The organism is Actinoplanes xinjiangensis, assembly GCF_003148685.1.
Lineage (GTDB): Bacteria > Actinomycetota > Actinomycetes > Mycobacteriales > Micromonosporaceae > Actinoplanes > Actinoplanes xinjiangensis.
The window spans coordinates 644,958-667,026 of sequence record NZ_QGGR01000002.1; the positions used below are offsets into that span (position 1 = coordinate 644,958).

Genomic DNA, 22,069 nt, shown 5'->3' on the forward strand with positions numbered 1-22,069 from the left:
CGGCCGGTGGACGGCTACCCGTACGGTGGAGAAGTGGTCGATGCTCTCAGTAACATCGAAGACACGCAGCGTATGAATTCGGGCCGTTGGCCGTTCGCCTGGTGGCCCGCCGGGCTGATCGCGTCCGCCGCGACGCTCCTGCTTCTGGTGACCGCGAACGACTACGGCTATCACCGCGACGAACTGTATTTCCGGCTCCTCGGCGAGCACCCGCAATGGGGTTATGCCGACCAGCCGCCGTTCACCCCGATGCTGGTCCGGTTCGGGATCGAGATGTTCGGCGACACCCTGTGGGCGGTCCGGGTGCCGTCCGCCGTGCTGCTCGGGCTCACCGCGCTGGTGCTCGCCGCGATCGCCCGCGAGACCGGCGGCGGTACGGTCGCCCAGGCGCTGGCCGCGGCCGGCGTGTTCGCGGTGTTCCCGCTGTCGTCGGCGCACATCACCTCCACCTCCACACCGGACCTCCTGGTCTGGACGGGCGTGCTCTTCTTCGTCGTCCGGGCGCTGCTGTGGGGGCGGCCGGGGGCGTGGATCGGCGCCGGGATCGTGGCCGGGCTCGGCCTGTGGAACAAACATCTGATCCTGTTGCTGCTGCTCTGTCTCGCGGTGGCGCTGGCGCTGGCCGGGCCACGCGAGGTGCTGCGGTCACGGCATCTGTGGCTCGGCGTGGCCGCGGCCGCGGTGATCGGCGCGCCGAACCTGCTCTACCAGGTGATGCACGGGTTCCCGCAGGCGGAGATGGCGGCGGCGATCGCGGAGAACAGGGGCGGCGAGTCCCGGGCGGCCCTGCTCCCGCTCCAGTTCGCCCTGCCGCCGCTGCCTCCGGTGTGGATCGCCGGCCTCCTCGTACTGGTCCGCGACTCCCGGCTGCGGCGGTTGCGGGCGCTGGCGGTGGCGTACCCGCTGATGCTCGTCGTGGTCCTGGTGACGGCCGGGCAGCCGTACTACACGGCCGGGTTGCTGCTCGGGCTCCATGCGATCGGTGCGGTCGCGGTGGAGCGCTGGCTGACCGGCCGGCGCGGCCGCCAGATCCTCGCCGGGAGCACGGTGGTGGTCACGGCAGCGGCCGCCGTGGTGCTGTCGCTGCCGGTGATTCCGGAGAAGGATCTGGCCGGGTCGCTGCCGGCCGAGGTGAACGAGACGATCGCCGAGCAGATCGGCTGGCGGGAGTACGTGTGGCAGATCGGCACCGTCTGGGCCGGGCTGTCCGAGGCCGACCGGGACCGGACCGTGCTGTTCACCGGCAACTACGGCGAGGCCGGCGCGCTCGACCGGTACGGGCCGGCGCTGCGGCTGCCGGCGGTCTACAGCGGGCACAACGCGCTGCACGAGTTCGGGCCGCCGCCGGACTCGAAGAGGATCGTGATCGCGGTGCTGGACACGCCGCCCGAGGCACTCGGCACCTGCACCCCGAAGGCGATCCTGCGTAATTCGCCCGGCGTCGAGAACGAGGAGGTCGGCACCCGGGTCCACGTGTGCCGGATGGACCGGCCGTGGTCCCTGGCCTGGCCGGAACTACAGCACTACGACTGAGCCGCCGGCGGATCGGTGACCGTCACCGCGGCCAGCACGAGACCGCCGGCCACCAGCCAGCGGCCGTGCAGGGCCGGCCAGGGCGACTCGATGTGGATCCGCGCCGCGAAGGTGCCCCGCACCCGGTCGACGGTGAGACTCGCGTCGTCGAAGCCCAGCCAGCGGCGGGTCACCGGATACCACGCCTTGTAGACGGCCTCCTTGGCGGAGAACAGCAGCCGGTCCCAGTGCACCGCCGGGTCCTGTGCGGCGAGGTCGGCCAGGTGCTCCCGGTCGCCGGGTGTGGTCACCGCCGGAAGCACCCGGGACGGCAGCGGGGCGTGCGGCTCGGCGTCGATGCCCAGGCTCACCACGTCCGTCACACGGGCGACGGCGGCGGCCCGGTAACCGGCACAGTGGGTGATGCTGCCGGCCACCCCGGCCGGCCAGACCGGCTCGCGACGCGGCCCGGAGCGGATCGGCGCCGGGCCGAACCCGAGCCGCGCCAGGGCCTCGCGGGCGCAGCGGCGGGCCGTCACGAACTCCCGCCGGCGGCCGTCGACCGCGGTCGCGACCAGGTCCTCCTCACCGGGGAAGCACGGCTCGCCCGGATCGTCGGCGAACGCCTCGGCGGTGACCACGGATGACGGCAGCAGGTCCTGAAGCACACGGCAGTGTCCCACCCCCTCGTGCGGCCGCGGCAGGGACCGGCGGCCCAGCCCGATCCCGGCCTGGTCCAGCAGCGCCCCCGCCGGCGTACGGAACGCGCCGGTGTCCTGCCAGAATGACGCATGCCGATCGACCGGTTCAGTGTGACGTTCACCGTGGCGGCGCCGCCCGCCGACGTGTTCGCGCACCTCGCCGACCCGCAGAGTTATGTCGGCCTGTCCCCGCTCGTGGTGCTGGTCCGTGACGTCCGGCCGGTGCGGGACGACCGGGACCGGCCGGCCGTCGCGTATGTGGCGGTGGAACGGTTCCGGTGGGGCCCGCTGCGGTGGGACAACCCGATCCGGGTGACGATGACGGCACTCGAGGGCCGGGTGATCAGCTCGGTGGTGAGCCCGGGGGCGGTGCGCCTGGACTCCACGGTGGACCTGGCGGCCGACGGTACGGGTACCCGGGTGACCGAGACGATCGAGGTGCGCTCGCCCGGACCGTTGCGCCGTTTCGTGACGGGTAAGGCCCGTTCGGTGCAGTCCGCGCGGCGCTCGGAGCTGACCAGGCGGATGGGGCCGATCCGACACCCGCGGCAAACGGGATGATCCGGCCGATAGCGCGAAGAGGGGTGTTCCGAAACCTCCGGAAGGCACAATGGCGGCATGGATCTTCGACAGGGCATCGGTCTACGTAAACTGGGCAGAACCACCGATGAGTTCCAGCAGGACCTGTTGAGCAACCTCTACTACCGGCGCGGGACGACCGTGGAGTCGGCGAGCGCGCGGGACGCGTACGAGGCACTCTCCCAGACCGTGCGCGACCACCTCGCGCAGCGGCGGGCCCGGACCGCCGCCGCGCAGTTCGCCAGCAACCCCCGCTGGGTGTATTACCTCTCCGCGGAATACCTGTTGGGTGCGCAGCTCGAGCAGAACCTGCTCTACTCCGGCACCGGTGAGCCGGCCGCGGAGGCGGTCAAGGCTCTCGGTTTCAGCCTGGAGGACCTGGAGGACCTGGACGTCGAGCCGGGTCTGGGCAACGGCGGCCTGGGCCGGCTCGCGGCCTGCCTGGTCGACTCGCTGGCCACCCGGGACATCCCGGCCGTCGGGTACGGGATCCGCTACGACCTAGGCATCTTCCGCCAGATCATCACCGAGAACGGGCAGACCGAGCTGCCCGACGACTGGGCGTTCCAGGGCAACCCGTGGGAGTTCCCGGCGCCCGACGACCGGCAGACGGTCGGTTTCTACGGCCACACCGAGCCGATCGCCGGCTCGACCACCCGCAAGACCTGGGTGCCGGGTGAGATCGTGCTCGGCGAGCCCAGCCACATGCTGGTCCCCGGGTACGGCACCGAGACGGTCAACATCGTCCGGCTGTGGAGTGCCAAGGCCAGCGAGGCGTCGTTCGACCTGAGCCGTTTCTCCGCCGGGCAGTATGCCGAGGCGGTGCAGGAGGCGGTCCGGGCCGAGAACATCAGCAAGGTCCTCTACCCCGACGACAGCACCGAGCTGGGCCGTGAGCTGCGGCTCAAGCAGCAGTATTTCCTGGTCTCCTGCTCCCTGCGGGACATCGTGCGCCGGTTCCGGCTGCGTAACGAGGGCTGGGACACCTTCGCCGACAAGACGGTGATCCAGCTCAACGACACCCACCCGACGATCGCGATCCCCGAGCTGATGCGGCTGCTGGTCGACGAGTACGAGGTGGAGTGGGAGAAGGCCTGGGAGATCACCCGCAGCACGTTCGCCTACACCTGTCACACCCTGCTGCCGGAGGCCCTGGAGACCTGGCCGGTCCGGATGTTCGAGAAGCTCCTCCCCCGGCACCTGGAGATCATCTACCTGATCAACATGCTGTTCCTGCGCGAGGTCGAGGCCCGTTTCCCCGGCGACCACGACCGCCTGCGCCGGATGTCGATCATTCAGGAGGGCCCGGAGCGCCGGGTCCGGATGGCGCACCTCGCGGTGGTCGGCACCGAGGCCGTGAACGGCGTCGCCGAGCTGCATTCGAAACTGCTGCGCGAGACCGTGCTGGACGACTTCGCCGCCCTGTGGCCGGCCAAGTTCCAGAACGTCACGAACGGCGTCTCGCCCCGCCGTTTCGTCAAACTCGCCAACCCGCGCCTGTCCGACCTGATCACCGAGGGCCTCGGCGACGAGACCTGGCTGCGTGACCTGGACAGACTCGCCGGCCTGGAACCGCTCGCCGACGACAGCTCGTTCCGGGAGCGCTGGCAGGCGATCAAACGGGCCAACAAGGTCGACCTGGCCGCCGGCGACCCCGACTCGCTCACCGACGTGATGATCAAACGGTTCCACGAGTACAAGCGGCAGCAGCTCAAGGTGCTCCACGTCATCACGCTCTACCAGCGGATCCGGCAGAACCCGGCGGCCGACTGGGTGCCGCGGACGGTGCTGTTCGCCGGCAAGGCCGCACCCGCCTACCACGCGGCGAAGGACATCATCCGGCTCATCGCCACGATCGCGGCCCGCATCGAGGCGGATCCGGTCGTGTCGCCGCACCTGAAGGTGGTCTTCCCCTCGAACTACAACGTCACCCTCGCCGAGCGGATCATCCCGGCCGCCGACCTGTCCGAGCAGATCTCGCTCGCCGGCAAGGAGGCGTCCGGCACCGGCAACATGAAGCTGGCCCTCAACGGTGCCGTCACCATCGGCACCCTCGACGGCGCCAACATCGAGATCCGCGCCCGGGTCGGTGAGGACAACTTCTTCCTCTTCGGGATGGACGCCTACGAGGCCGCCCAGGCGCGGATCAACGGCTACCACCCGCGGCACTTCTACGAGCGTGACGAGGAGTTGCGCGCCGCCCTCGACACCCTCACCTCGGGCATCTTCGGCGAGGTCGGCCGCCGGGTGGCCGCGAGCCTCCTCGACTGGGACGAGTACCTGACGCTCGCCGACTTCCGTTCGTACCTGGAATCCCAGGAACAGGTGGAGAAGACCTGGCGCGATCCGACCCGCTGGACGAGGATGTCCATTCTCAACACCGCACACAGCGGCTTCTTCAGCTCCGACCGTACGGTCGCCGACTACGCGGCCCGGATCTGGCGGGTCGCCCCGGTGCCGGTCATCGGGGAGGACTGACCCTGTTCATCAGAGCGATCCGGCTCGACGGCACACCGCGTACCGGATACCCGTTCGACCTCCCGGCCGTCCGTGCTCTCGCGGACGGCCGGGAGCTGTCTTTCCCCACCCCCGTCACGCTGTTCTCCGGTGACAACGGCAGCGGCAAGTCCACCCTGATCGAGGCGATCGCGGTGGCGGCCGGCTTCAACCCGGAGGGCGGCACCACGTCGTTCAACTTCGCCACCCGGGCCACCGAGTCGACCCTCGGCGGCAGTCTCACCCTGATCCGTACGGCCGGGCGTAAACCCCGTACCGGGTTCTTCCTGCGTGCCGAGTCCTACTACAACGTGGCGACCGAGATCGAGCGGCTCGGTGTCACCGGCTCCTACGGCGGCGTCTCCCCGCACCAGCGGTCGCACGGCGAGTCGTTCCTCGACCTGGCCGCGCACCGCTTCGGCCCGGGCGGCCTCTACCTCCTCGACGAGCCGGAGGCGGCCCTGTCGGTGAACGGCTGCCTGGCCCTGCTGCTGCGGATCGCCGACCTGGTGGCCACCGGCAGCCAGTTCCTGATCGCCACGCACTCGCCGATCCTGCTGGCCGCCCCGGACGCCACCATCCTGGAGATCACGCCGGAGGGCCCGATCCGCACGGTCCCCTACGACCAGGCCGAGCCGGTGGCCATGACCCGCGCCTTCCTCGCCGACCCGGGCCGCTTCCTCGACCGGCTGTCCCGCTGACACCCCACGGCCGGTGGCACTGATATCCGCGTCTCACCGGCCGAACAGCCCTTGCCCCGGACCCGGCCTGATCTCTACGGTCGTTCGGTCCGAGGGATCGAGGGGGTGTGCCGGGTGCGCGACGACGCTTTCCACGCGTATTTCGAGCGGCATCATGCCTCCCTGTCGCGTCTGGCGTACCTGATGACCGGCGAGTCCGGGATCGCCGACGACCTGGCGGCCGACGCGCTGACCGAGGTGTGGCGACACTGGGACCGGGTGACCGCGGCCGACGACCCGGTCGCCTATGGTCACGGCATCGTGATGAACCTGGCCCGCAACTGGGTGCGCCGCCGCGGCCGGGAGCGGCTGCTGTCATTCGAGTCCTTGCGCCGCGACCGTGACACCGACGTGCCGGCCGTCCTCGACGTCCGCGGCGCGCTGCGCCGGCTGCCGCATCGCCGGCGCGCCTGCGTGGTCCTGCGTTACGCCTTCGACCTGCCGGAACGCGAGGTCGCGGCGATTCTCGGCATCTCCGTCGGCGCGGTCAAGAGTTCGACGTCCCGCGGCGCGAAGCAGCTTGCCGGACTATTGGGAGAGCACGTCCGCATCGACGGCTGGGAGGCGGCACGATGAAGTTCTCCGAAGACCAGCTGCGGGCGGCACTGCGGGCCGAGGCGGCCACGCACCGCCCCGACCGCGACGCCATGCTGGATCGCATCACCACGTCCGCGATGCGGGACACCGGCCACGGCCGCCGCAGGCTGAGCCTGCGCGGCCGGACGGGCGCCGTCGTGGCCGCCGCCGTGGCGATCTTCGGTGGTGGTGGCGTCGGCACCTGGGCGCTCACCGGGGCCGATGACCGCGACCCGGTGAACCCGGCCCTCCCGGTGGCGACGGCGACGGCCACGCCGCGTCCCGACGGCACGAGCCCGGCCGGCGGTACGCCGCCGGCCGCCACGACGAAGCCGGTCCCGTCGCGCGGTACCGCCTCGGCACGGCCCGGCACATCGGCGCCCGCGACGCCGTCGTCCACCCCCACGAGTCAGCGGCCCGCCGGGACCGGGGTCAGCCAGGGCCCGCTGTGGTCCGACGGCTCGGTCGACCCGGACAGCGGCGACACGAGCGGCGCGAGCGTCGTCACGCTGAAGACGACCGAGGCGCTGACCGCCCTGGACGTGGTGATCCGGGTCGCCCGGACCGACGGACTGGCCTCCCGGGGCGGCACGAAGCAGACTCCCGGAGCCAGCGTCACCGCCACCGTCACCGAGGAGCCGGGCGCCTATCTCTACCGGTTCACGCTCTCCTCGGCCGACACCCTGGGCCCCGGCACCTACACGTTCACGGCCAGGTACACATACCCGTCGGGCGGCCGCGACGCCGGCGGCGACACCTATCGGGCCGCCGCCACGACGGCAGGCGGAGGCCTGGCCGTCCAAGGCGACTTCGCACCCACGAGCTGACCTTCGCGGTACGCCCATCACGCGTCAGTGCCGTCTCCCGCGGTGGAAGACGGCACTGACGTCAGAACCGGATGTGGTGGACCCGGATCACTGCTCGATGATGTCGGTGATCGGGCTGGAGTTGCTGATGTTCGGCGGGGCGTTCCACTTCTGCAGCTCGGAGCTGCTGCAGGTGGCGACCTTCACCTTGCTGGTCCCGTCCCCGTGCAGATCGACGCCCTTGACACCGCCCTTGAGCTCGGTCGGCTGCAGGCAGAGACCCTCGTTGTCCTCGATGCGGTAGCTGGTGGTGTAGCTCTTGGTGGCGCGGCGCACGTTCCAGATCAGCTCGGAGGGGATCCCGGTCAGGGAGGTGGTGTTCGCCTGCGGGCATCCGGTCTTCGTCACCGTCACCCAGCTGCTGGAGTTGGCCACCAGCGGTGACCTCAGGCAGTGCCGGGCACCGCCGGTGATGATGTAGATGACGCCCTTCTTCTCGGTCGCCGGAAGGACCGGGACCGGGTGCAGCCAGGTCTGGTTCCAGTCGACGACACCGTTGGGGTCCTGCTTGCAGAACCACGCGATCATGTACGTCGAGGTCGTGCTCCGGTTGGTGACGTCCAGACAACGGCTGAACTGGGCGTAGTTGACCAGCTGGTATGTCTCCTCACCGGCCATGCCGGCGCCGACCCCGGCGTCGAACCGCCACACGTTCACGGCCGCGTTGGAGCTGCAGGCGCCCAGCTGGACGTTGGAGTCGACCTTGTTCGCCGTGGTCAGGCTGGCGCAGAAGTTCTCCACGGCCCGGTCGGCGCTCGTCGACTTGAGGAAGCTGCTGTTGTCGAGGCTCCACTGGTAGAGCGGGTTGATGGCGCCGCTCGGGCAATGCTGGAAGCCCAGCTGCTTACCCACGGCGTGAGCCGTCGCCGCGAATACGCACATGCCGTTCGGGTAGGCGGTCGAGGCGGAGTTGACCAGCTTGATGTAGAGCTCTTTGGTGTACTCGAACTGTTGGGTGGTGGCGCCGTTGCAGGTCCGCATCTTGAGCGGCGCGCCCGGGGCCGGGTAGTTCGTCACGGCGTCCATGCAGAGGAAGCCGGTCGTGGAGGAGTCGATCCGGATCACACCACCGGTGCTCTGCAGATTCCGGTTGTCGAGCTTGAAGGTGTACGTGGCGTCCAGGGCACGGGAGATGTAGTACGGCTCGCTCGGGTCAGTGCCCGCGGGGGCCATGTTGAGGGTGCCCAGGCCCTCCGAGTACAGGTCCGCTCTCTTCGGGGCCACTTTCAGCGGGCAGTTGAGCGCACTGCCGTCCTCCGCGAAGTACTTGATGGTGACCTTGTAGGGGAGCTTCTCCCCGCCCACGCCGGCGTCGCCCTCGATGGGGACACGACAATCGGGAAGGTTCTCCAGCAGGCCGGTCTTCTCGTCGGCCTCGCCATAGGAGGCGGCCGCCACCTGGGCCATCACGACGTCCAGGCCGATCCGGGCCCCGGCGAGAGCGACGGCGCGGTCCTTCACCACCCGTGAGCTCTGAACCTGGTGGACCACCACCGGCAGCAGGGCCACCGACAGGGTCAGCCCGATGGTGACCGCCAGCATCGCCATGGTCAGCGATCCACGGTCGTCGTCGATACCACGTCGCTTCATCATGGTCACGGCCTCGCTGCTTGGCTGCATCGCTTCTCCGTCGTCGCGCTGGCGATGGTGTCGCTGGTGATGTTCTGGGAGGTGAAGGACATGTCGACCGACTGGTCCACGGTGCCGCTGGTCGCCTTGAAGCGCAGCTGGACCATCGAGTACTTGTTGTTGGGCGCGGAGACCACCCCGTTGGGCAGCGCCGCGCTGGTGGGACCCGGCTGGTAGACGGTGAACGGTCGCGCGCCGTTGTCGAGGAAGACATCGCTCGCGAGGGTGGTCGGTGTACCGGCCGTCAGGGTGGGCAGATCCCACATCGCCAGCCGCAGCATGTTGTTCTTGAAATCGAACTGGAGTTGCCGGCATCGCGGCGGGCCGTCGGTTCCGTTGTCCAGCTGCTTCCCGGGGATCGCGAACTCCACGTACCAGCGGGTGCCGTCCAGCCCGATCGCCGGGGCGGAGACGTGGGTCGCGTACCGCAGTTCGCGGTCGAGCCGGCCGAGACTGATGTCCAACTGGTCGGCGGCGACCGAGATCTGCTCGGTCCGCTTGACGTCGGCGAACATCCGGACGAGCGAGGTGGTGACCACGGCCATCACCACGGACATGACGGCCATCGCGGCCACGATCTCCGTCAACGAGTAACCCTCGTCGCCGATCGGCCGGCGTGTCCACTGCCGCATTCGGGTCTCCTCCCCGCTCAACTGACTGTCCAGACGAAGTTGAAGAGGGCTTCCGCCGCGACCGGGGCCACGCTGGTCGCCGTCAACGTGACGAGGTAGGCGCCGGGAACGGTCGGTGTGCCGGTGAAGGTCTTCGTGCCCCTGTTCCACGTCACGCCTGGGGGCAGTGTCAACACGCTGACCACGTCGACCTGGGTGGCGACGGCGCCGATCTGGGTGGCGTTGGTGGCGACCGTCAGATTGACCGGCTGGTTGCGGGGCGTGGTCACGTTGCCCGTCGGCGAGGTGAATTTCAGACCGCCGACCGAGGTGACCTCCAGGACGAAGGTGCCGGTGACCGTCACGCCCTGCCCGTCCTTGACGGTGACGACCGGGAGGTACCGGCCCGGTGTGAGCACGGGGAGCCCGGTGATCACGCCGGTGGCCGGGTTGATCTGGAGCTCCGCCGGAAGACCCGTGGCGCTGTAGGTGTACTTCCCGTCCCCGCCCGTGGCGGCCATCGGGATGTTGACCGTCGAGAGAACCGGGACCTGCTTGTCCGTGACGGGGGTGAGAGCCAGCTGCGGGTAGCCGACGGTGTGGGTGAAGGTCAGGGACGCCTTCACGTCGTTGAAGTCGACCACCGTGACGGTGGTGGTGTAGGTCTTCCGCGCGGTGCCGGTGATCGAGCCGTCGGCGTTCAGCGTCAGGTCCGCGGGCAGCGCCGGTTCGGCGGTGAGCGTGAACGGCCCCACCCCACCGGTCAGCAGTTTCAGGTTCACCGCGTCGCCGGCGTTGCTCTTCGGCGCCGTGGCGAGGGTGAGGGTGGGCGGCTCGACCACCTTCCACGTCAACGTGGTGTCCTGGTCGGCCCGGGGGGACACCGAACCGGCGGGCGCCTCGTTCTCGACCACCCTGATGAAGGTGCCCGTGGTGGCGTACGACCAGGTGCCGACCTTCGTCGGAGTCCCGGTGACGTTGCCGGTCAGCTCGTCGATCTTGAGACCGTCGGGCAGGTTGGCCGCACTCCAGTGGTTGGGCAGGTTCCCGCCGCGCGCGTTCATCTTGACGTTGATGCCGCCGAGACCCCGGTAGAAGGTGCGCATGTACGGCGGCCAGATGTCCGGCCAGCCGCGCTTGGAACTGAACGCGGCGTCGTCCGGCTTGCGGGAGATCAGGGTCGAGGCGATGTGACCGCAGATGTTCGCGGTGCAGCCCTTGTTCTGCCAGTCGATCAGCACGACCACCCGGAAGTACTGCAGGATCGTGGTCTCGTCCGTCGGCCGCTTCGGGTCGCCGACCTCGAGCGGCCGGACGCAGTTGTCGTTGAGGACCACGTAGACCTCGCACGGGCCGACGAAGACGGTCTGCCCGAAGGTGGTGCCGCTGACGCCCGACGTCTTGCGTGCGGTCGGCAGGGCCGCGTTCTCGCCGCTGGTCGTGCCGGCGATGCCCTCGGCCTTCATGTTGTCGAAGTACGGCTTCAGCTTGTCCTTGAAGGGGCCGACGGCGGCGTCCGAGAACTGCTGGTCGACCTTCTGCTGGCCACGGCCGTCGAGCAGCGCGGCCTCCTCGAGGGCGCGGATCTGCTCCAGTACGTTGCTCGCGAGCACCGCGGCGTTGCGCTGATCACGCTGCTGAGCGACGGCTACCGAACTGTTCACGAAGAACGTGCCCAGCCCGGTCATGGTGACGCTGAGCACCGTCAGCGCCACCAGCATCTCGACGAGGGTGAAGCCCTCATCGCCATGACGGCGGCCATGTTCGCTGCGCATCTCGCTCCCCCGCTGGTCGAAGGCATGGATCTGCCTACGGCCACCATCGGCAGCGCGCCGTGGGAGTGGAGACTTTCAGCCGGTGCGGTCGGCGATGTATTCGCAGAGCTGCTCCAGCGCCCGCCGGGCCGGGCCGGCGGGCAGGGTGCCCGCGCTGCGGCGGGCCACCTCCGCGTAGCCGTGCACGGTCTCGCGCGCCTGCTTCAGCGCCGCCGACTCACGCAGCAGGCCGAGCGCCTCGGCATGCTCCTCATCGTCGGTGAGGGGGCCCTTCGAGAGGAGTTCGCGCAATCGGGGGCCGCCGGTGGCCGGGTCGGACAGGACATACAGCACCGGCAGGGTGGGCACGCCCTCGCGCAGGTCGGTGCCGGGCGTCTTGCCGGACTGGGCGGTCTCCGAGGCGATGTCGAGCAGGTCGTCGGAGAGCTGGAAGGCGATGCCGATCGCCGTGCCGTACTCGGCGAGGGTCCGCACGTGGTGCCCAGGCAGGCCGGAGAAGAGGCCACCGAACCGGGCCGAGGTGGCGATCAGTGAGGCGGTCTTGTCCTCGACGACCTGGAGGTGGTGCCGGATCGGGTCGCCGCCGCGCGGGCCGACGGTCTCGGCGAGCTGCCCGCGGACCAGCTGGGCGAGCGTGCTCGCCTGCAACCGGACCGCCTCCTCGCCCAGGCTCGCGGCCATCTCCGCGGCCCGGGCCAGCAGGAAGTCGCCCACGTAGACGGCGATCCGGTTGCTCCACCGGGAGTTCGCGCTGGCCGCACCGCGCCGCAGCGGCGCCTCGTCCATCACGTCGTCGTGGTAGAGGGTGGCCAGGTGGGTGAGTTCCATCAGCACGGCGGCGGTCAGCAGCTCGGGCCGGGACGGATCACCGAGCTGCGCGCAGAGCGAGACGGTCAGCGGGCGGAACCGTTTGCCGCCGGCCCGTACCAGATGCGCGGCGGCCTCGTCGATCAGCGGGTCCGGGCTGGTCACCGCGACCAACAGCTCGGTCTCCACACCGGTGAGGAATGCCGCGACCCGGTCGCGGACGTCCGGATCGACGAGGTCGCTGAGTCCAGGTATCGAGGCCGCCATGATCAAGAGGCTAGAACACCCCTCTGAGAGAACGCTGACGAGCCCGGCGGTGCAGAATCGATCCCATGACCATCACCGACCCGCTCGATCTGCTGGACATCGACAGCCTGCTCAGTGACGAGGAACGGCAGATCCGCGAGACGGTGGCGCGGTTCGTGACCGAGCACGTGCGCCCGCACGTGGCGGACTGGTTCGAGGCCGGCACGTTCCCCCGCGAGCTCGCTCCCGAGCTGGGCAGGCTCGGTGTCCTGGGAATGCACCTGGACGGCTACGGGTGTGCCGGGACGAGCGCGGTCGCCTACGGTCTGGCCTGCCTGGAGTTGGAGGCCGGTGACTCGGGGCTGCGCAGTTTCGTGTCGGTGCAGGGCTCGCTCGCCATGTTCTCCATCTGGAAATACGGGTCGGAGGAGCAGAAACTCGAGTGGCTGCCCCGGATGGCCGCCGGTGAGGCGATCGGGTGTTTCGGTCTCACCGAGCCCGACTTCGGCAGCGATCCGGCGAACATGCGCACCCGGGCGGTCCGTGACGGCGACGACTGGATCCTCAACGGCTCCAAGATGTGGATCACCAACGGCAGCGTCGCCGACGTGGCGACCGTCTGGGCGCGTACCGAAGAGGGGGTCCGGGGTTTCCTCGTCCCGAAGGACACGCCCGGCTTCACCACCCGGACGATCAAGAAGAAGCTGTCGCTGCGTGCCTCGATCACCGGTGAGCTGTCGCTGGACGACGTGCGGCTGCCCGCCTCGGCGCAGCTGCCGGAGGCGCGGGGTCTCGGAGCGCCGCTGAGCTGTCTGGGTGAGGCCCGGTTCGGCATCGTCTTCGGCTCGGCGGGGGCGGCCCTCGACTGCGTGCGCACCGCCATCGACTACGCCAAGGCGCGCGTCCAGTTCGGCCGGCCGATCGCCGCCTTCCAGCTCACCCAGGAGAAACTGGCCGACATGGCGGTCGACCTGAACACCGCCGCCCTGCTCGCCCTGCACCTGGGCCGGCTCAAGGACGCCGGCACGATCAGGCCGCACCAGATCAGCGTCGGCAAGCTCAACAACGTGCGCAAGGCGCTGGCCATCGCCCGCGAGTGCCGCACCATCCTCGGCGGCAGCGGCATCACGCTGGAGTACTCCCCGCTGCGGCACGCCAACAACCTCGAATCGGTCCTCACCTACGAGGGCACCTCCGAGATCCACACCCTGGTGATCGGCGAGGCGCTGACCGGCCACGCCGCCTATCGCTGATCGTCACCGGCCGGCACCCTCTCCCCCCTCGGGCCGCGAGGGGGTGCCGTCTGACCCGTACCGGTGACGGGTGTTTATGATCTTGCCGCGTGATCCACAGAAAACTGTCCATTGTGGCAGCGATAGGATTGATCGCGGTCGCCGTCCTCGGCGCCTCCCCCGCCCACGCCGAACCGGAGACCACCGCCGAACCGCCGGTGGTGGAGCTGGTCCTCGACGTCAGCGGCTCGATGAAGGCCGCCGACATCGACGGCGAGACCCGGATGACGGTCGCCAAACGCGCCTTCAACGAGGTCGTCGACGCCCTGCCGGAGACCACCCAGCTCGGGATCCGGGTGCTCGGCGCGACCTACGGCGGTGAGAACAAGAAGCAGGGTTGCCGGGACACCCAGCAGATCGTGAAGGTCGGCCCGGTCAACCGGGTCGCCGCCAAGAACGCCATCGCCACCCTCAGACCGACCGGCTTCACCCCGATCGGCCTGGCCCTGCGTGAGGCGGCGAAGGACCTGAACGGCGCCGGCGCGGCCCGCCGGATCGTCCTGATCACCGACGGCGAGGACACCTGCACCCCGCCCGACCCGTGCGACGTGGCCCGCGAGCTGGCCGCCCAGGGCACCGACCTGGTCGTCGACACGCTCGGTCTCGCCCCCGACGAGAAGACCCGCAAGCAGCTGGTCTGCATCTCCCAGGCGACCGGCGGTACGTACGCCGCGGCGCAGAGCGAGGAGGAGCTGACCGAACGGATCAAGCAGCTCGTCGACCGGGCCGCGCTGCCGCCGCCGGTCACCCCGGCCGTGGTCGAGGGGGCGAAGGACTGCGCCACCGCGCCGCTGCTGGCCGCCGGCGTCTACACCGACCGGGAGCTGATCGGCGAGCACCGGTTCTACCGGGTCTCGGTCAACGACGGCGACGAACTGCGGGCCTCGGTCAGCATCGCCCTGGACCGGCCGCTGAACCGGGACTACGGCGTGCTGATCAAGGCGGCCACCGTGGACGGTCGTGAGCTGGTCCGCGGCTTGGACGCGGGCAGCGGCCGCGCCGACGTGATCTCGGCGGGCCTGCGCTGGTCCGGCGACGAGGAACCGGCGCTCGCCGAGATCTCCGACATCTGCCTGATCGTGAGCAACTCGTTCGCGTCGGCCACCGCGGCCGGCGCCCCCGGCATGCCGGTCGAGCTGAGCATCGGCCTGGTCGCCGCCTCGCAGGCGCCGGACGCCCCGGGACTGGGCCGCGGCCTGCTGCTGCTGTTCGTCCTGATGATCGCCGGCCTGGTAGCCGGAGTACTGGCCGGCTGGCTGACCCGCTGGTGGGTCGCCAAGTGGAAGGAGAACTGATCATGCAGCTCGTTCTTGCGGCTCTCCTTCTCGCCGATCCGTCCGCCGGCCCGGCCCCGCTGGTCAGCACCGCCGGCACGTCGTACCTGACCGCGGTGTCGATCGCCGCGGAACAGCCGGTGAAGGTCTCCGCGGTCACCGGTGACCACCTCTACTGGCAGTTCCCGGCCACCGCGGGCCGGCGGCCGGAACTCGCCATCGACGTCAAGCTGCCCACCGAGGGCCGGACCGGTGACCACGCGTGGACCGTCGAGGTGTTCGACGGGCTGCGCCGCCGGCAGGCCTGCGTGGGCGGCGAGCAGAGCCCGGTCGCCGAGACCTCGGCCACGTCGATGACGCTCGGCTGCCGGCTGCGGCAGGTTCGCTCGTGGGCCGAACCGTGGGACGGCGACCCGCTGCCCGGCACCTACTATGTGCGGCTGTCCAGCACCGAGCTGCCGGAGAAGGACCTTGGCCTCCCCGTCGAGGTGAGCCTGAAGCTGACCGCGCCGACCGGTGACACCGGCGCCGACCAGGGTTCGCTGGCCGCTCCGCTGGTCCCGGACAACCGGCCCGGCGAGGTTCTCACCACCCGCCCCCCGGCCCCGGTCGAGAAGGAGGACGACTCGACGTTCTCCTTCGACTGGCTGCCGGACTTCTCGTCCCGCTGGGTGTGGACGGCGAGCGGTGGCGTACTGGCCGCTCTCGCCGGCCTGGTCGGCTTCTCCTGGACCCGCCGGCGTCGCGTGTGAACCCGGGCCGGCCCGCACCGCTGTCCCGCGCCGGCTCTCACCACCGTTCCGCGCCGGCTCTCACCGCCGTCCCGCGCCGGCTCTCACCGCCGTCCCGCGCCGGACGAGACAGCGGTGCGGGCCGGCCGGCCGGTCGTCGCCCGGAGGCAGAAGGCCATCAGGAACGAGAGGCAGAAGGTGTAGAGCGCCGGATACCAGACCAGGGCATCGAACAGGACCCCGACGAACTCGGCGCCGCCCTCCTCGCTCCAGCCGCGGTACGGCAGCATGCTCACCCAGTAGGCCAGCCACGGGTTGCCCGCCGGCTCGGCACCACTGAGCAGCACCAGCATCGTCGAGGCGAGCGGCGGCACCGTGAGGCTCCCGAGCACCGCGGCGGTCAGTGCGGCCGGGCGCCGGTTGCGGCGTACCAGGACGACCACCGATACGGCCAGTGCGGCGGCGGCCGCGACGAACGCCGCCGTGCCGGCCACCTCCGCCACGCGCTCGGTCGACCCGCCGAGCAACTGGACCAGGTGCGGCAGGGTGAACAGCCCGAGGACGACGCCGACGACAACCGCCGCCGAGCGGAATCCGCCGTCTCGGGTGGCGCACAGCAGGCCGGCGGCCAGCCCGACGAGGACGATGGCCGACGGCACCGCACTGAACCCCAGCAGCGGCACCGCCACACACGTCAGTACGGTGACGGCCGTGACCGTGAGCCCCCGGGGCGTACGCCGGAGCGCGGCGGGCATGTCGACCGTCATCAGTCTCTCCACTCGATCGGTCAGCGCGGCCCATGCCACGTCGGCGAGATCGCGCACCGGAGTGCCCGACTGTTCCAGCAGAGCGGCGATCTCCTCGCCGTAGCGCTCCCGCACCTCCCGCGGGTACAGCGCGAGCACGGCCGCGTGCAGCCGGCGCATCAGGTCACCGCCAGACGACGCAGGCCCACGGTGGCCACCGCCCGGGCACGCTCGAGTTCGGCCTGCAGTGTTCGCCTGCCCACGGCGGTGAGGCGATAGGGCTTACGCCGGTCCTCCGGTGCCAGGGCCTCGATGAGCCCGCGCTCCTCCAGGCGCCTGATCGCCCCATACAACGTGCCGGGCCCGGGGCGGCTGCCGGTGAGCACGCCGATGTCCTCCTGGACGGCATAGCCGTGCTTCGGGCCGTCCGCCAGGCTGATCAGGACGAGCAGCCCGGGTTCGGAGAACCTGCCCAGTTCGGAAAGACTCACGGGATCCACCTCCTACTACGCACGACGTAGTATCGCCGGACGTAGTAGGAGGGTCAAGTCGCCGGTCAGAGCTTGTCGAGCTGGGTGACCACCATCGCGATCGCGAAGAAGCCGTAGAAGCCGATCGCCACGAGCAGGCCGCCCAGACGCCAGCCGCGGACCCGGATCGGCGCCGGCAGGTCCCGGGTGTTGAGCCGGACCAGCAGGATCGAGTAGAGCAGCGTCACCACCGAGGCCGCGCAGGTGGAGACGATCAGCAGACCGAGCGGCTGGGTGAAGCCGGCCAGCAGGATGATCGAACCGAGGACGATCTCGGTCCACACCACGAGCAGGTAGATGCGCGGCTCGGTCCAGCGGGTGGACCCCTCCAGGTAGTTGCGGTGCAGGAAGTCCGACGCGACCCGGCCGATGATGTCGAGCAGGCCCATCGCCGCCGCCCACAGCGACACCGCCGCCACCGCCAGGAAGAGCAGCTTCAGCCAGGTGCCGACCTCGGCCTGGAAGATGTCGCCCTGGATCCGCAGGAACGACGGGTCCGACTTGAGGTCGCCGCGCCCGAACAGCGTCTCGTAGGCGAGCAGGCTCATCACGCCGATCGTGACGAAACAGACCGCCACGAACGTGACCAGGTGCTCGACGTTGGCCCGCTTCCACCACAGGGCCCAGCGGCTCATCGACGCCTCGTCCAGGGGGAACTGGTAGCGGTCGCCGGTGCCGGCCGCCTCCTCCTGGCCGGTGATCGGGGAGACCAGCCGGGGTACGTGCGCGCCCATGCCGTACCGCTTGTCGCGGATCCAGTTGCTCAGCACCAGGTTGTGCACACCGCCGGCACCGGCCGCGCCGATCGCGCTGAGCAGCATGGTGAACGTGATGCCGTCCGGGATCTGCCCGAACCCGGTGACCGTGGCCTTCGCGCCCTCGCCCCAGGTGCTCAGCGAGATGACGAAGACGACCACGACGGCGAGGAAGAACAGCGTCAGGACGACCTTGGCGGTCTCCACCCGCTCGACCGTCTTGTAGATCACCTTGGAGAAGGTCAGCAGCACCCCGACCAGGGCCAGGCCGATCACCGTGATCCAGACCGGATCGCCGCCGTTGAACAGGTAGGTGAGCAGGGTCGAGCCGCTGGTCGCCCAGCCGGGCCAGACGTACTGGAAGGCGCCGGCCAGGCAGATGATGATGCCCCAGCCCTTCCACCAGCGGGAGAAACCGGCCACCACGGTCTGACCGGTGGCCAGCGTGTATCGCTCGATCTCCATGTTGATGACGAACTGCACGGCCAGCGTGGTGAAGGCCAGCCAGAGCAGGCCGAGGCCGCCGATGGCGGTCAGGTACGGCCAGAGGATGATCTCGCCGGCCGCCATGCCGATGCCGACGGCCACGACGCCGGGCCCGACCATCCGGCGCAGTGCGAGGGGTTCGGGAAGTTCACGAGTGGTGGTCTCGGTCAACATAACCGCGCTCCAGAAGATGGGAGAGGTGAAGCAACATCCGCGCGATATCGGGGGTACGCCCGGTGAACAGCTCGAACGCGGCGGCGGCCTGATAGGCACACATCGCCGCGCCGCCGACCGCCCGCAGTCCGGCGGCCCGGGCCGCGCGCAGCAGCTCGGTCTCGACCGGCAGGTAGACGATGTCGGCGACCCACAGGCCACGGTGGAGCGACTCTGCGGGCAGCGGGATCCCCGGGTGGTGGTGCATGCCGACCGGACTGGTGTTGACCAGCCCGTCGGCGTCCTTGAGGAGGTCCGGATCGGCCTGGTCCCGGTGGCTCGCGCCCAGCCGGTCGGCGAGCTCCTCGCCGCGGGAGCGATCCGGGTCCACGATGGTCAGCCGCTCGACTCCCAGACCGCGCAGGGCGTGGCCACAGGCGGCCCCGGCGCCACCCGCACCCAGTTGCACGACGTGGCCGGTGGCCGCGCCGGAGAGCTGACTGCGGAAGGACTCGGCGAACCCGTACGCATCGGTGTTGTGCCCCTGCCGTCGCCCGTTCTTGAAGACGACGGTGTTGACGGCGCCGATGTCACGGGCGATCGGGGACAGCTCGTCGAGGTGCCTGATCACCTGCTGTTTGAAGGGGTGGGTGATGTTGAGCCCGGCGAAGCCGGCGCGTGCGGCCTCGTCGAGGTGCCGTTCGAGGTCCACGGGACTCTCGGTGTCGAACAGCGTGTAGGTGAGCCCGAGGTGGTGGTGGCTCCCCTCGGCCTCGTGCAACGCGGGTGACAGCGACGCGCCGATCCCGGTTCCGATCAACCCGCATCGGCAGGCCGCCATCTCGATCTCCGTTTCTAATGTACGAACTGGTACGTTAGTTATCGGGTGTGACAGCCGACACTGTCAAGCCCCACGGCAGACTGGGTTCATGACGCAGGAGAGAACAGTGCGGGCAGAGACGGGTGAACGGCGGCGCGACGCCGGACGCACCCGCACCGAACTGCTCGACGTGGCCACCGAGGAGTTCGCCGAGCGCGGTTACAGCGGGGCCAGAGTGGACGAGATCGCCGCCCGGACCAGGACCACGAAGCGGATGATCTACTACTACTTCGGCGGCAAGGAGCAGCTCTACCTGGCCGTTCTGGAACGGGCGTACGCGGAGATCCGGGCCGCCGAGCGCAGCGTCGACGTCGACCACCTCGACCCGGTCGCCGCCGTCCGCAGGCTCGCCGGGGTCACCTTCGACCACCACGAGGCGCACCCCGCGTTCATCAAGCTCGTCGGCGTCGAGAACGCCCAGCACGCCAAGCACATGACCCACGTGGCACGGCTCGTCGACCTGAACAGTTCGGCCGTCGACCTGCTCCACCGCGTGCTGGACCGAGGGCGTGCCGAGGGCGCCTTCCGCGACGACGTCGACGCCCTCGACGTCCACATGATGATCAGCTCGTTCTGTTTCTTCCGCGTCGCCAACCGCCACACGTGGGGCGCGCTCTTCGACCGGGACCTGCTCGACCCGGACCGCAGGGAGCACTACCGCACCATGCTCGGCGATCTGGTGACCGGCTATCTACGAAAGTGAGCCGCCATGCGCCGGTCGATCGCCACCGTCTGCCTCTCCGGAACCCTTGACGACAAGCTGACGGCAGCGGCCGCCGCCGGATTCGACGGCATCGAACTGTTCGAGAACGATCTCCTGGTGTCGCCCATGACGCCCGCCGAGGTGCGTGACCGCTGCGCCGGCCTGGGCCTGGGCATCGACCTGTACCAGCCGTTCCGCGACCTCGACTCGGTGACCGGGGACCGGTTCGCGAGAAGTCTGGACCGCGCCGAGCGCAAGTTCGACGTGATGGCCGCCCTCGGCGTGGACACCGTCCTGGTCTGCTCGTCGGTCGCGGCCGACGCCGTGGACGACGACGATCGCGCGGCGGAACAACTGTCGGCGCTGGCCGAGCGCGCCGGCCGGCGGGGGATGCGGATCGCCTACGAGGCACTGGCGTGGGGCCGGCACGTGTCCACGTGGGACCGTTCGTGGCGGATCGTGCAGCGCGCCGACCACCCCGCGCTCGGGCTCTGCCTCGACTCGTTCCACGTGCTGTCCCGCGAGGTCAGTCCGGACGGGATCGCCGGCATCACCCCCGGCAAGATCTTCTTCCTGCAACTCGCGGACGCGCCGCACCTGAGCATGGACGTGCTCCAGTGGAGCCGCCACCATCGTCTCTTCCCCGGCCAGGGCGCCTTCGACCTGCCCCGCTTCGTGGAGCTGGTCCTCGCCGCCGGCTACGACGGGCCGCTGTCGCTGGAGGTCTTCAACGACGTGTTCCGGCAGTCCGACCCGGGCCGTACCGCGATCGACGCCATGCGCTCGCTGATCGCCCTGGAGGACGGCCTCACCACCCGGCACCGCCCGGACGCGCCACGGCTCACCGCCGGGATCCGCCGCCTCCCCGACCCGCCCGAGCTGACCGGTCACGCCTTCACCGAGTTCGCCGTCGACGGCCGCTCCGGCCCGGAACTGCGGTCCGCCCTGCGCGGCCTCGGGTTCGCCCACACCGGCCAGCACCGCACCAAACCCGTCGAGTTGTGGGAACAGGGCGCCGCCCGGATCGTCCTGAACAGCGCCGTCACCCACCCCGGACCGGCCGCGATCAGCGCCTTCGCCGTCGCCTCCGCCGATCCGGGCCGATCGCTGGCCCGCGCCGGGGCCCTGCTGGCGCCCGCCCACCCGAACGTCCGCGAACCCGGCGAAGCCGAACTGGCCGCGATCACCGCCCCCGACGGCACCAGTGTGTTCGTCACCCACCCCGGCGACGACTGGCGCGCCGACTTCCTGCCCACCGGCGCCGAACCCGGACCGGGCGCCGGCCTGCTGGCGGTCGATCATCTCGGACTGGCCCAGCCGTTCGACCACTTCGACGAGGCCGGGCTCTTCTACCACTCGGTGCTCGGCCTGGACCATCTCGCCACCGAGGAGTACGCCGCCCCGTACGGCCTGATGCGCTCCCGCGCCGTCGCGAACCCGTCCCGTACCGTCCGGGTGGCCCTGACGGTGGCCCTGCTGCGCCGCGGCGACTGGGCCCCCGCGGTCGCCGACCCGCAGCACGTCGCCTTCACCACGGCCGACATCATCGCCACCGCCGCCGCCCTCGACCTGCCGGCCCTCCCGGTGCCCGACAACTACTACGACGACCTGATCGCCCGCTTCGACCTCGAAGCCGGATTCGTCGCCACCCTGGCCCGGCACGGCATCCTCTACGACCGCGACCCGGCCGGCCACGAACTGCTGCACCTCTACACGCCGGTCTTCGGCGGCCGCGTCTTCTTCGAGATCGTCGAACGCCGGCCCGGCTACGACCGCTTCGGCGAGCCCAACGCCCCGGTCCGCATGGCGGCCCAACGTCACCGCCGCCTCACGGCCACCCCATGACCCCCATCCGGTACGCCGTGCGCCGCCCCCGACCGCACCAGCGCGTCCCGCGGCTACCCCGCGACGCAGGCGCCCCGTCCCGGCCCAACGCGCCCGCCGGGCCGAAGCGCCCCCACCCCGGCTGGCCCCCACCGCT

20 protein-coding genes are annotated in these 22,069 nt (G+C 70.3%); 11 read left to right on the forward strand and 9 right to left on the reverse strand.

Going from position 1 to position 22,069, the window contains the following annotated elements:
* Nucleotides 1–72 precede the first annotated feature (72 nt).
* Nucleotides 73–1,533: a glycosyltransferase family 39 protein gene (locus tag BC793_RS06285; protein ID WP_109590080.1), complete on the forward strand. Its 1,461-nt coding sequence runs from the start codon at nucleotides 73–75 to the stop codon at nucleotides 1,531–1,533.
* Here BC793_RS06285 and BC793_RS06290 read toward each other — a convergent pair.
* Nucleotides 1,524–2,180 (reverse strand): 4'-phosphopantetheinyl transferase family protein, encoded by a 657-nt coding sequence (locus BC793_RS06290; protein ID WP_109590410.1) that lies wholly within the window; start codon nucleotides 2,178–2,180, stop codon nucleotides 1,524–1,526. The two genes, BC793_RS06285 and BC793_RS06290, sit on opposite strands and share 10 nt — an antisense overlap.
* A gap of 123 nt (nucleotides 2,181–2,303) precedes the next feature.
* On the opposite strand from BC793_RS06290, the gene BC793_RS06295 reads away from it, so the two are divergent.
* The 5 genes from BC793_RS06295 to BC793_RS06315 all read left to right on the forward strand — a co-directional run bounded on the left by BC793_RS06295 (nucleotide 2,304) and on the right by BC793_RS06315 (nucleotide 7,431).
* Entirely contained in the window at nucleotides 2,304–2,774 is a 471-nt protein-coding gene (locus BC793_RS06295) for an SRPBCC family protein (RefSeq protein WP_109590082.1), read from the forward strand.
* A 57-nt stretch (nucleotides 2,775–2,831) separates the two neighbouring features.
* Nucleotides 2,832–5,270 carry a glycogen/starch/alpha-glucan phosphorylase gene (locus tag BC793_RS06300; RefSeq protein ID WP_109590084.1) on the forward strand — a complete coding sequence of 813 codons (2,439 nt, stop codon included), beginning with the start codon at nucleotides 2,832–2,834 and terminating at the stop codon, nucleotides 5,268–5,270.
* A 95-nt stretch (nucleotides 5,271–5,365) separates the two neighbouring features.
* On the forward strand, nucleotides 5,366–5,989 hold the full coding sequence (locus BC793_RS06305) for an AAA family ATPase (protein ID WP_346265285.1): 624 nt from the start codon (nucleotides 5,366–5,368) through the stop codon (nucleotides 5,987–5,989).
* Nucleotides 5,990–6,103: 114 nt separating this feature from the next.
* Nucleotides 6,104–6,604 (forward strand): SigE family RNA polymerase sigma factor, encoded by a 501-nt coding sequence (locus tag BC793_RS06310; protein ID WP_109590088.1) that lies wholly within the window; start codon nucleotides 6,104–6,106, stop codon nucleotides 6,602–6,604.
* Nucleotides 6,601–7,431, forward strand: coding sequence for a hypothetical protein (locus BC793_RS06315; protein ID WP_109590090.1), 831 nt, complete (start codon nucleotides 6,601–6,603; stop codon nucleotides 7,429–7,431). The genes BC793_RS06310 and BC793_RS06315 overlap by 4 nt, the downstream gene beginning before the upstream one ends.
* Nucleotides 7,432–7,518: 87 nt before the next feature.
* Here the strand turns inward: BC793_RS06315 and BC793_RS06320 are convergent, their stop codons facing one another.
* The 4 genes from BC793_RS06320 to BC793_RS06335 form a co-directional block, all read right to left on the reverse strand.
* The gene (locus BC793_RS06320; protein ID WP_158319203.1) at nucleotides 7,519–9,090 is read right to left on the reverse strand and encodes an RICIN domain-containing protein; all 1,572 of its coding nucleotides are present in this window, start codon (nucleotides 9,088–9,090) and stop codon (nucleotides 7,519–7,521) included.
* The gene (locus BC793_RS06325) at nucleotides 9,066–9,731 is read right to left on the reverse strand and encodes a prepilin-type N-terminal cleavage/methylation domain-containing protein (RefSeq protein ID WP_109590094.1); all 666 of its coding nucleotides are present in this window, start codon (nucleotides 9,729–9,731) and stop codon (nucleotides 9,066–9,068) included. Before BC793_RS06325 ends, BC793_RS06320 begins: the two co-directional genes overlap by 25 nt.
* A gap of 17 nt (nucleotides 9,732–9,748) precedes the next feature.
* Complete coding sequence (locus tag BC793_RS06330; RefSeq protein ID WP_109590096.1) at nucleotides 9,749–11,485, reverse strand: putative Ig domain-containing protein; 1,737 nt, start codon at nucleotides 11,483–11,485, stop codon at nucleotides 9,749–9,751.
* A gap of 75 nt (nucleotides 11,486–11,560) precedes the next feature.
* Nucleotides 11,561–12,559 (reverse strand): polyprenyl synthetase family protein, encoded by a 999-nt coding sequence (locus BC793_RS06335; RefSeq protein ID WP_109590097.1) that lies wholly within the window; start codon nucleotides 12,557–12,559, stop codon nucleotides 11,561–11,563.
* 65 nt (nucleotides 12,560–12,624) lie between these two features.
* Here BC793_RS06335 and BC793_RS06340 point away from each other — a divergent pair, with 65 nt between their 5' ends.
* The 3 genes from BC793_RS06340 (at nucleotide 12,625) to BC793_RS06350 (ending at nucleotide 15,856) form a co-directional block, all read left to right on the forward strand.
* On the forward strand, nucleotides 12,625–13,791 hold the full coding sequence (locus tag BC793_RS06340; protein WP_109590100.1) for an acyl-CoA dehydrogenase family protein: 1,167 nt from the start codon (nucleotides 12,625–12,627) through the stop codon (nucleotides 13,789–13,791).
* A gap of 89 nt (nucleotides 13,792–13,880) precedes the next feature.
* Nucleotides 13,881–15,125: a VWA domain-containing protein gene (locus BC793_RS06345; protein ID WP_109590102.1), complete on the forward strand. Its 1,245-nt coding sequence runs from the start codon at nucleotides 13,881–13,883 to the stop codon at nucleotides 15,123–15,125.
* Between the two features lie 2 nt (nucleotides 15,126–15,127).
* Nucleotides 15,128–15,856: a heme exporter protein CcmD gene (locus BC793_RS06350; protein WP_239169666.1), complete on the forward strand. Its 729-nt coding sequence runs from the start codon at nucleotides 15,128–15,130 to the stop codon at nucleotides 15,854–15,856.
* 83 nt (nucleotides 15,857–15,939) lie between these two features.
* Here BC793_RS06350 and BC793_RS06355 read toward each other — a convergent pair whose 3' ends face one another.
* The 4 genes from BC793_RS06355 to BC793_RS06370 all read right to left on the reverse strand — a co-directional run bounded on the left by BC793_RS06355 (nucleotide 15,940) and on the right by BC793_RS06370 (nucleotide 19,346).
* Nucleotides 15,940–16,761, reverse strand: a complete 822-nt coding sequence (locus BC793_RS06355) for a hypothetical protein (RefSeq protein ID WP_109590106.1) — start codon at nucleotides 16,759–16,761, stop codon at nucleotides 15,940–15,942.
* Nucleotides 16,761–17,072, reverse strand: a complete 312-nt coding sequence (locus BC793_RS06360) for a PadR family transcriptional regulator (protein WP_203896015.1) — start codon at nucleotides 17,070–17,072, stop codon at nucleotides 16,761–16,763. The genes BC793_RS06355 and BC793_RS06360 overlap by 1 nt, the downstream gene beginning before the upstream one ends.
* A 65-nt stretch (nucleotides 17,073–17,137) precedes the next feature.
* The gene (locus BC793_RS06365; protein ID WP_146246195.1) at nucleotides 17,138–18,526 is read right to left on the reverse strand and encodes an Nramp family divalent metal transporter; all 1,389 of its coding nucleotides are present in this window, start codon (nucleotides 18,524–18,526) and stop codon (nucleotides 17,138–17,140) included.
* Complete coding sequence (locus BC793_RS06370; RefSeq protein WP_109590110.1) at nucleotides 18,501–19,346, reverse strand: shikimate dehydrogenase; 846 nt, start codon at nucleotides 19,344–19,346, stop codon at nucleotides 18,501–18,503. The genes BC793_RS06365 and BC793_RS06370 overlap by 26 nt, the downstream gene beginning before the upstream one ends.
* Nucleotides 19,347–19,452: 106 nt before the next feature.
* Here BC793_RS06370 and BC793_RS06375 point away from each other — a divergent pair, with 106 nt between their 5' ends.
* Complete coding sequence (locus BC793_RS06375) at nucleotides 19,453–20,088, forward strand: TetR/AcrR family transcriptional regulator (protein ID WP_239169667.1); 636 nt, start codon at nucleotides 19,453–19,455, stop codon at nucleotides 20,086–20,088.
* A gap of 6 nt (nucleotides 20,089–20,094) precedes the next feature.
* Complete coding sequence (locus tag BC793_RS06380; RefSeq protein WP_109590114.1) at nucleotides 20,095–21,933, forward strand: bifunctional sugar phosphate isomerase/epimerase/4-hydroxyphenylpyruvate dioxygenase family protein; 1,839 nt, start codon at nucleotides 20,095–20,097, stop codon at nucleotides 21,931–21,933.
* Nucleotides 21,934–22,069 lie beyond the last annotated feature (136 nt).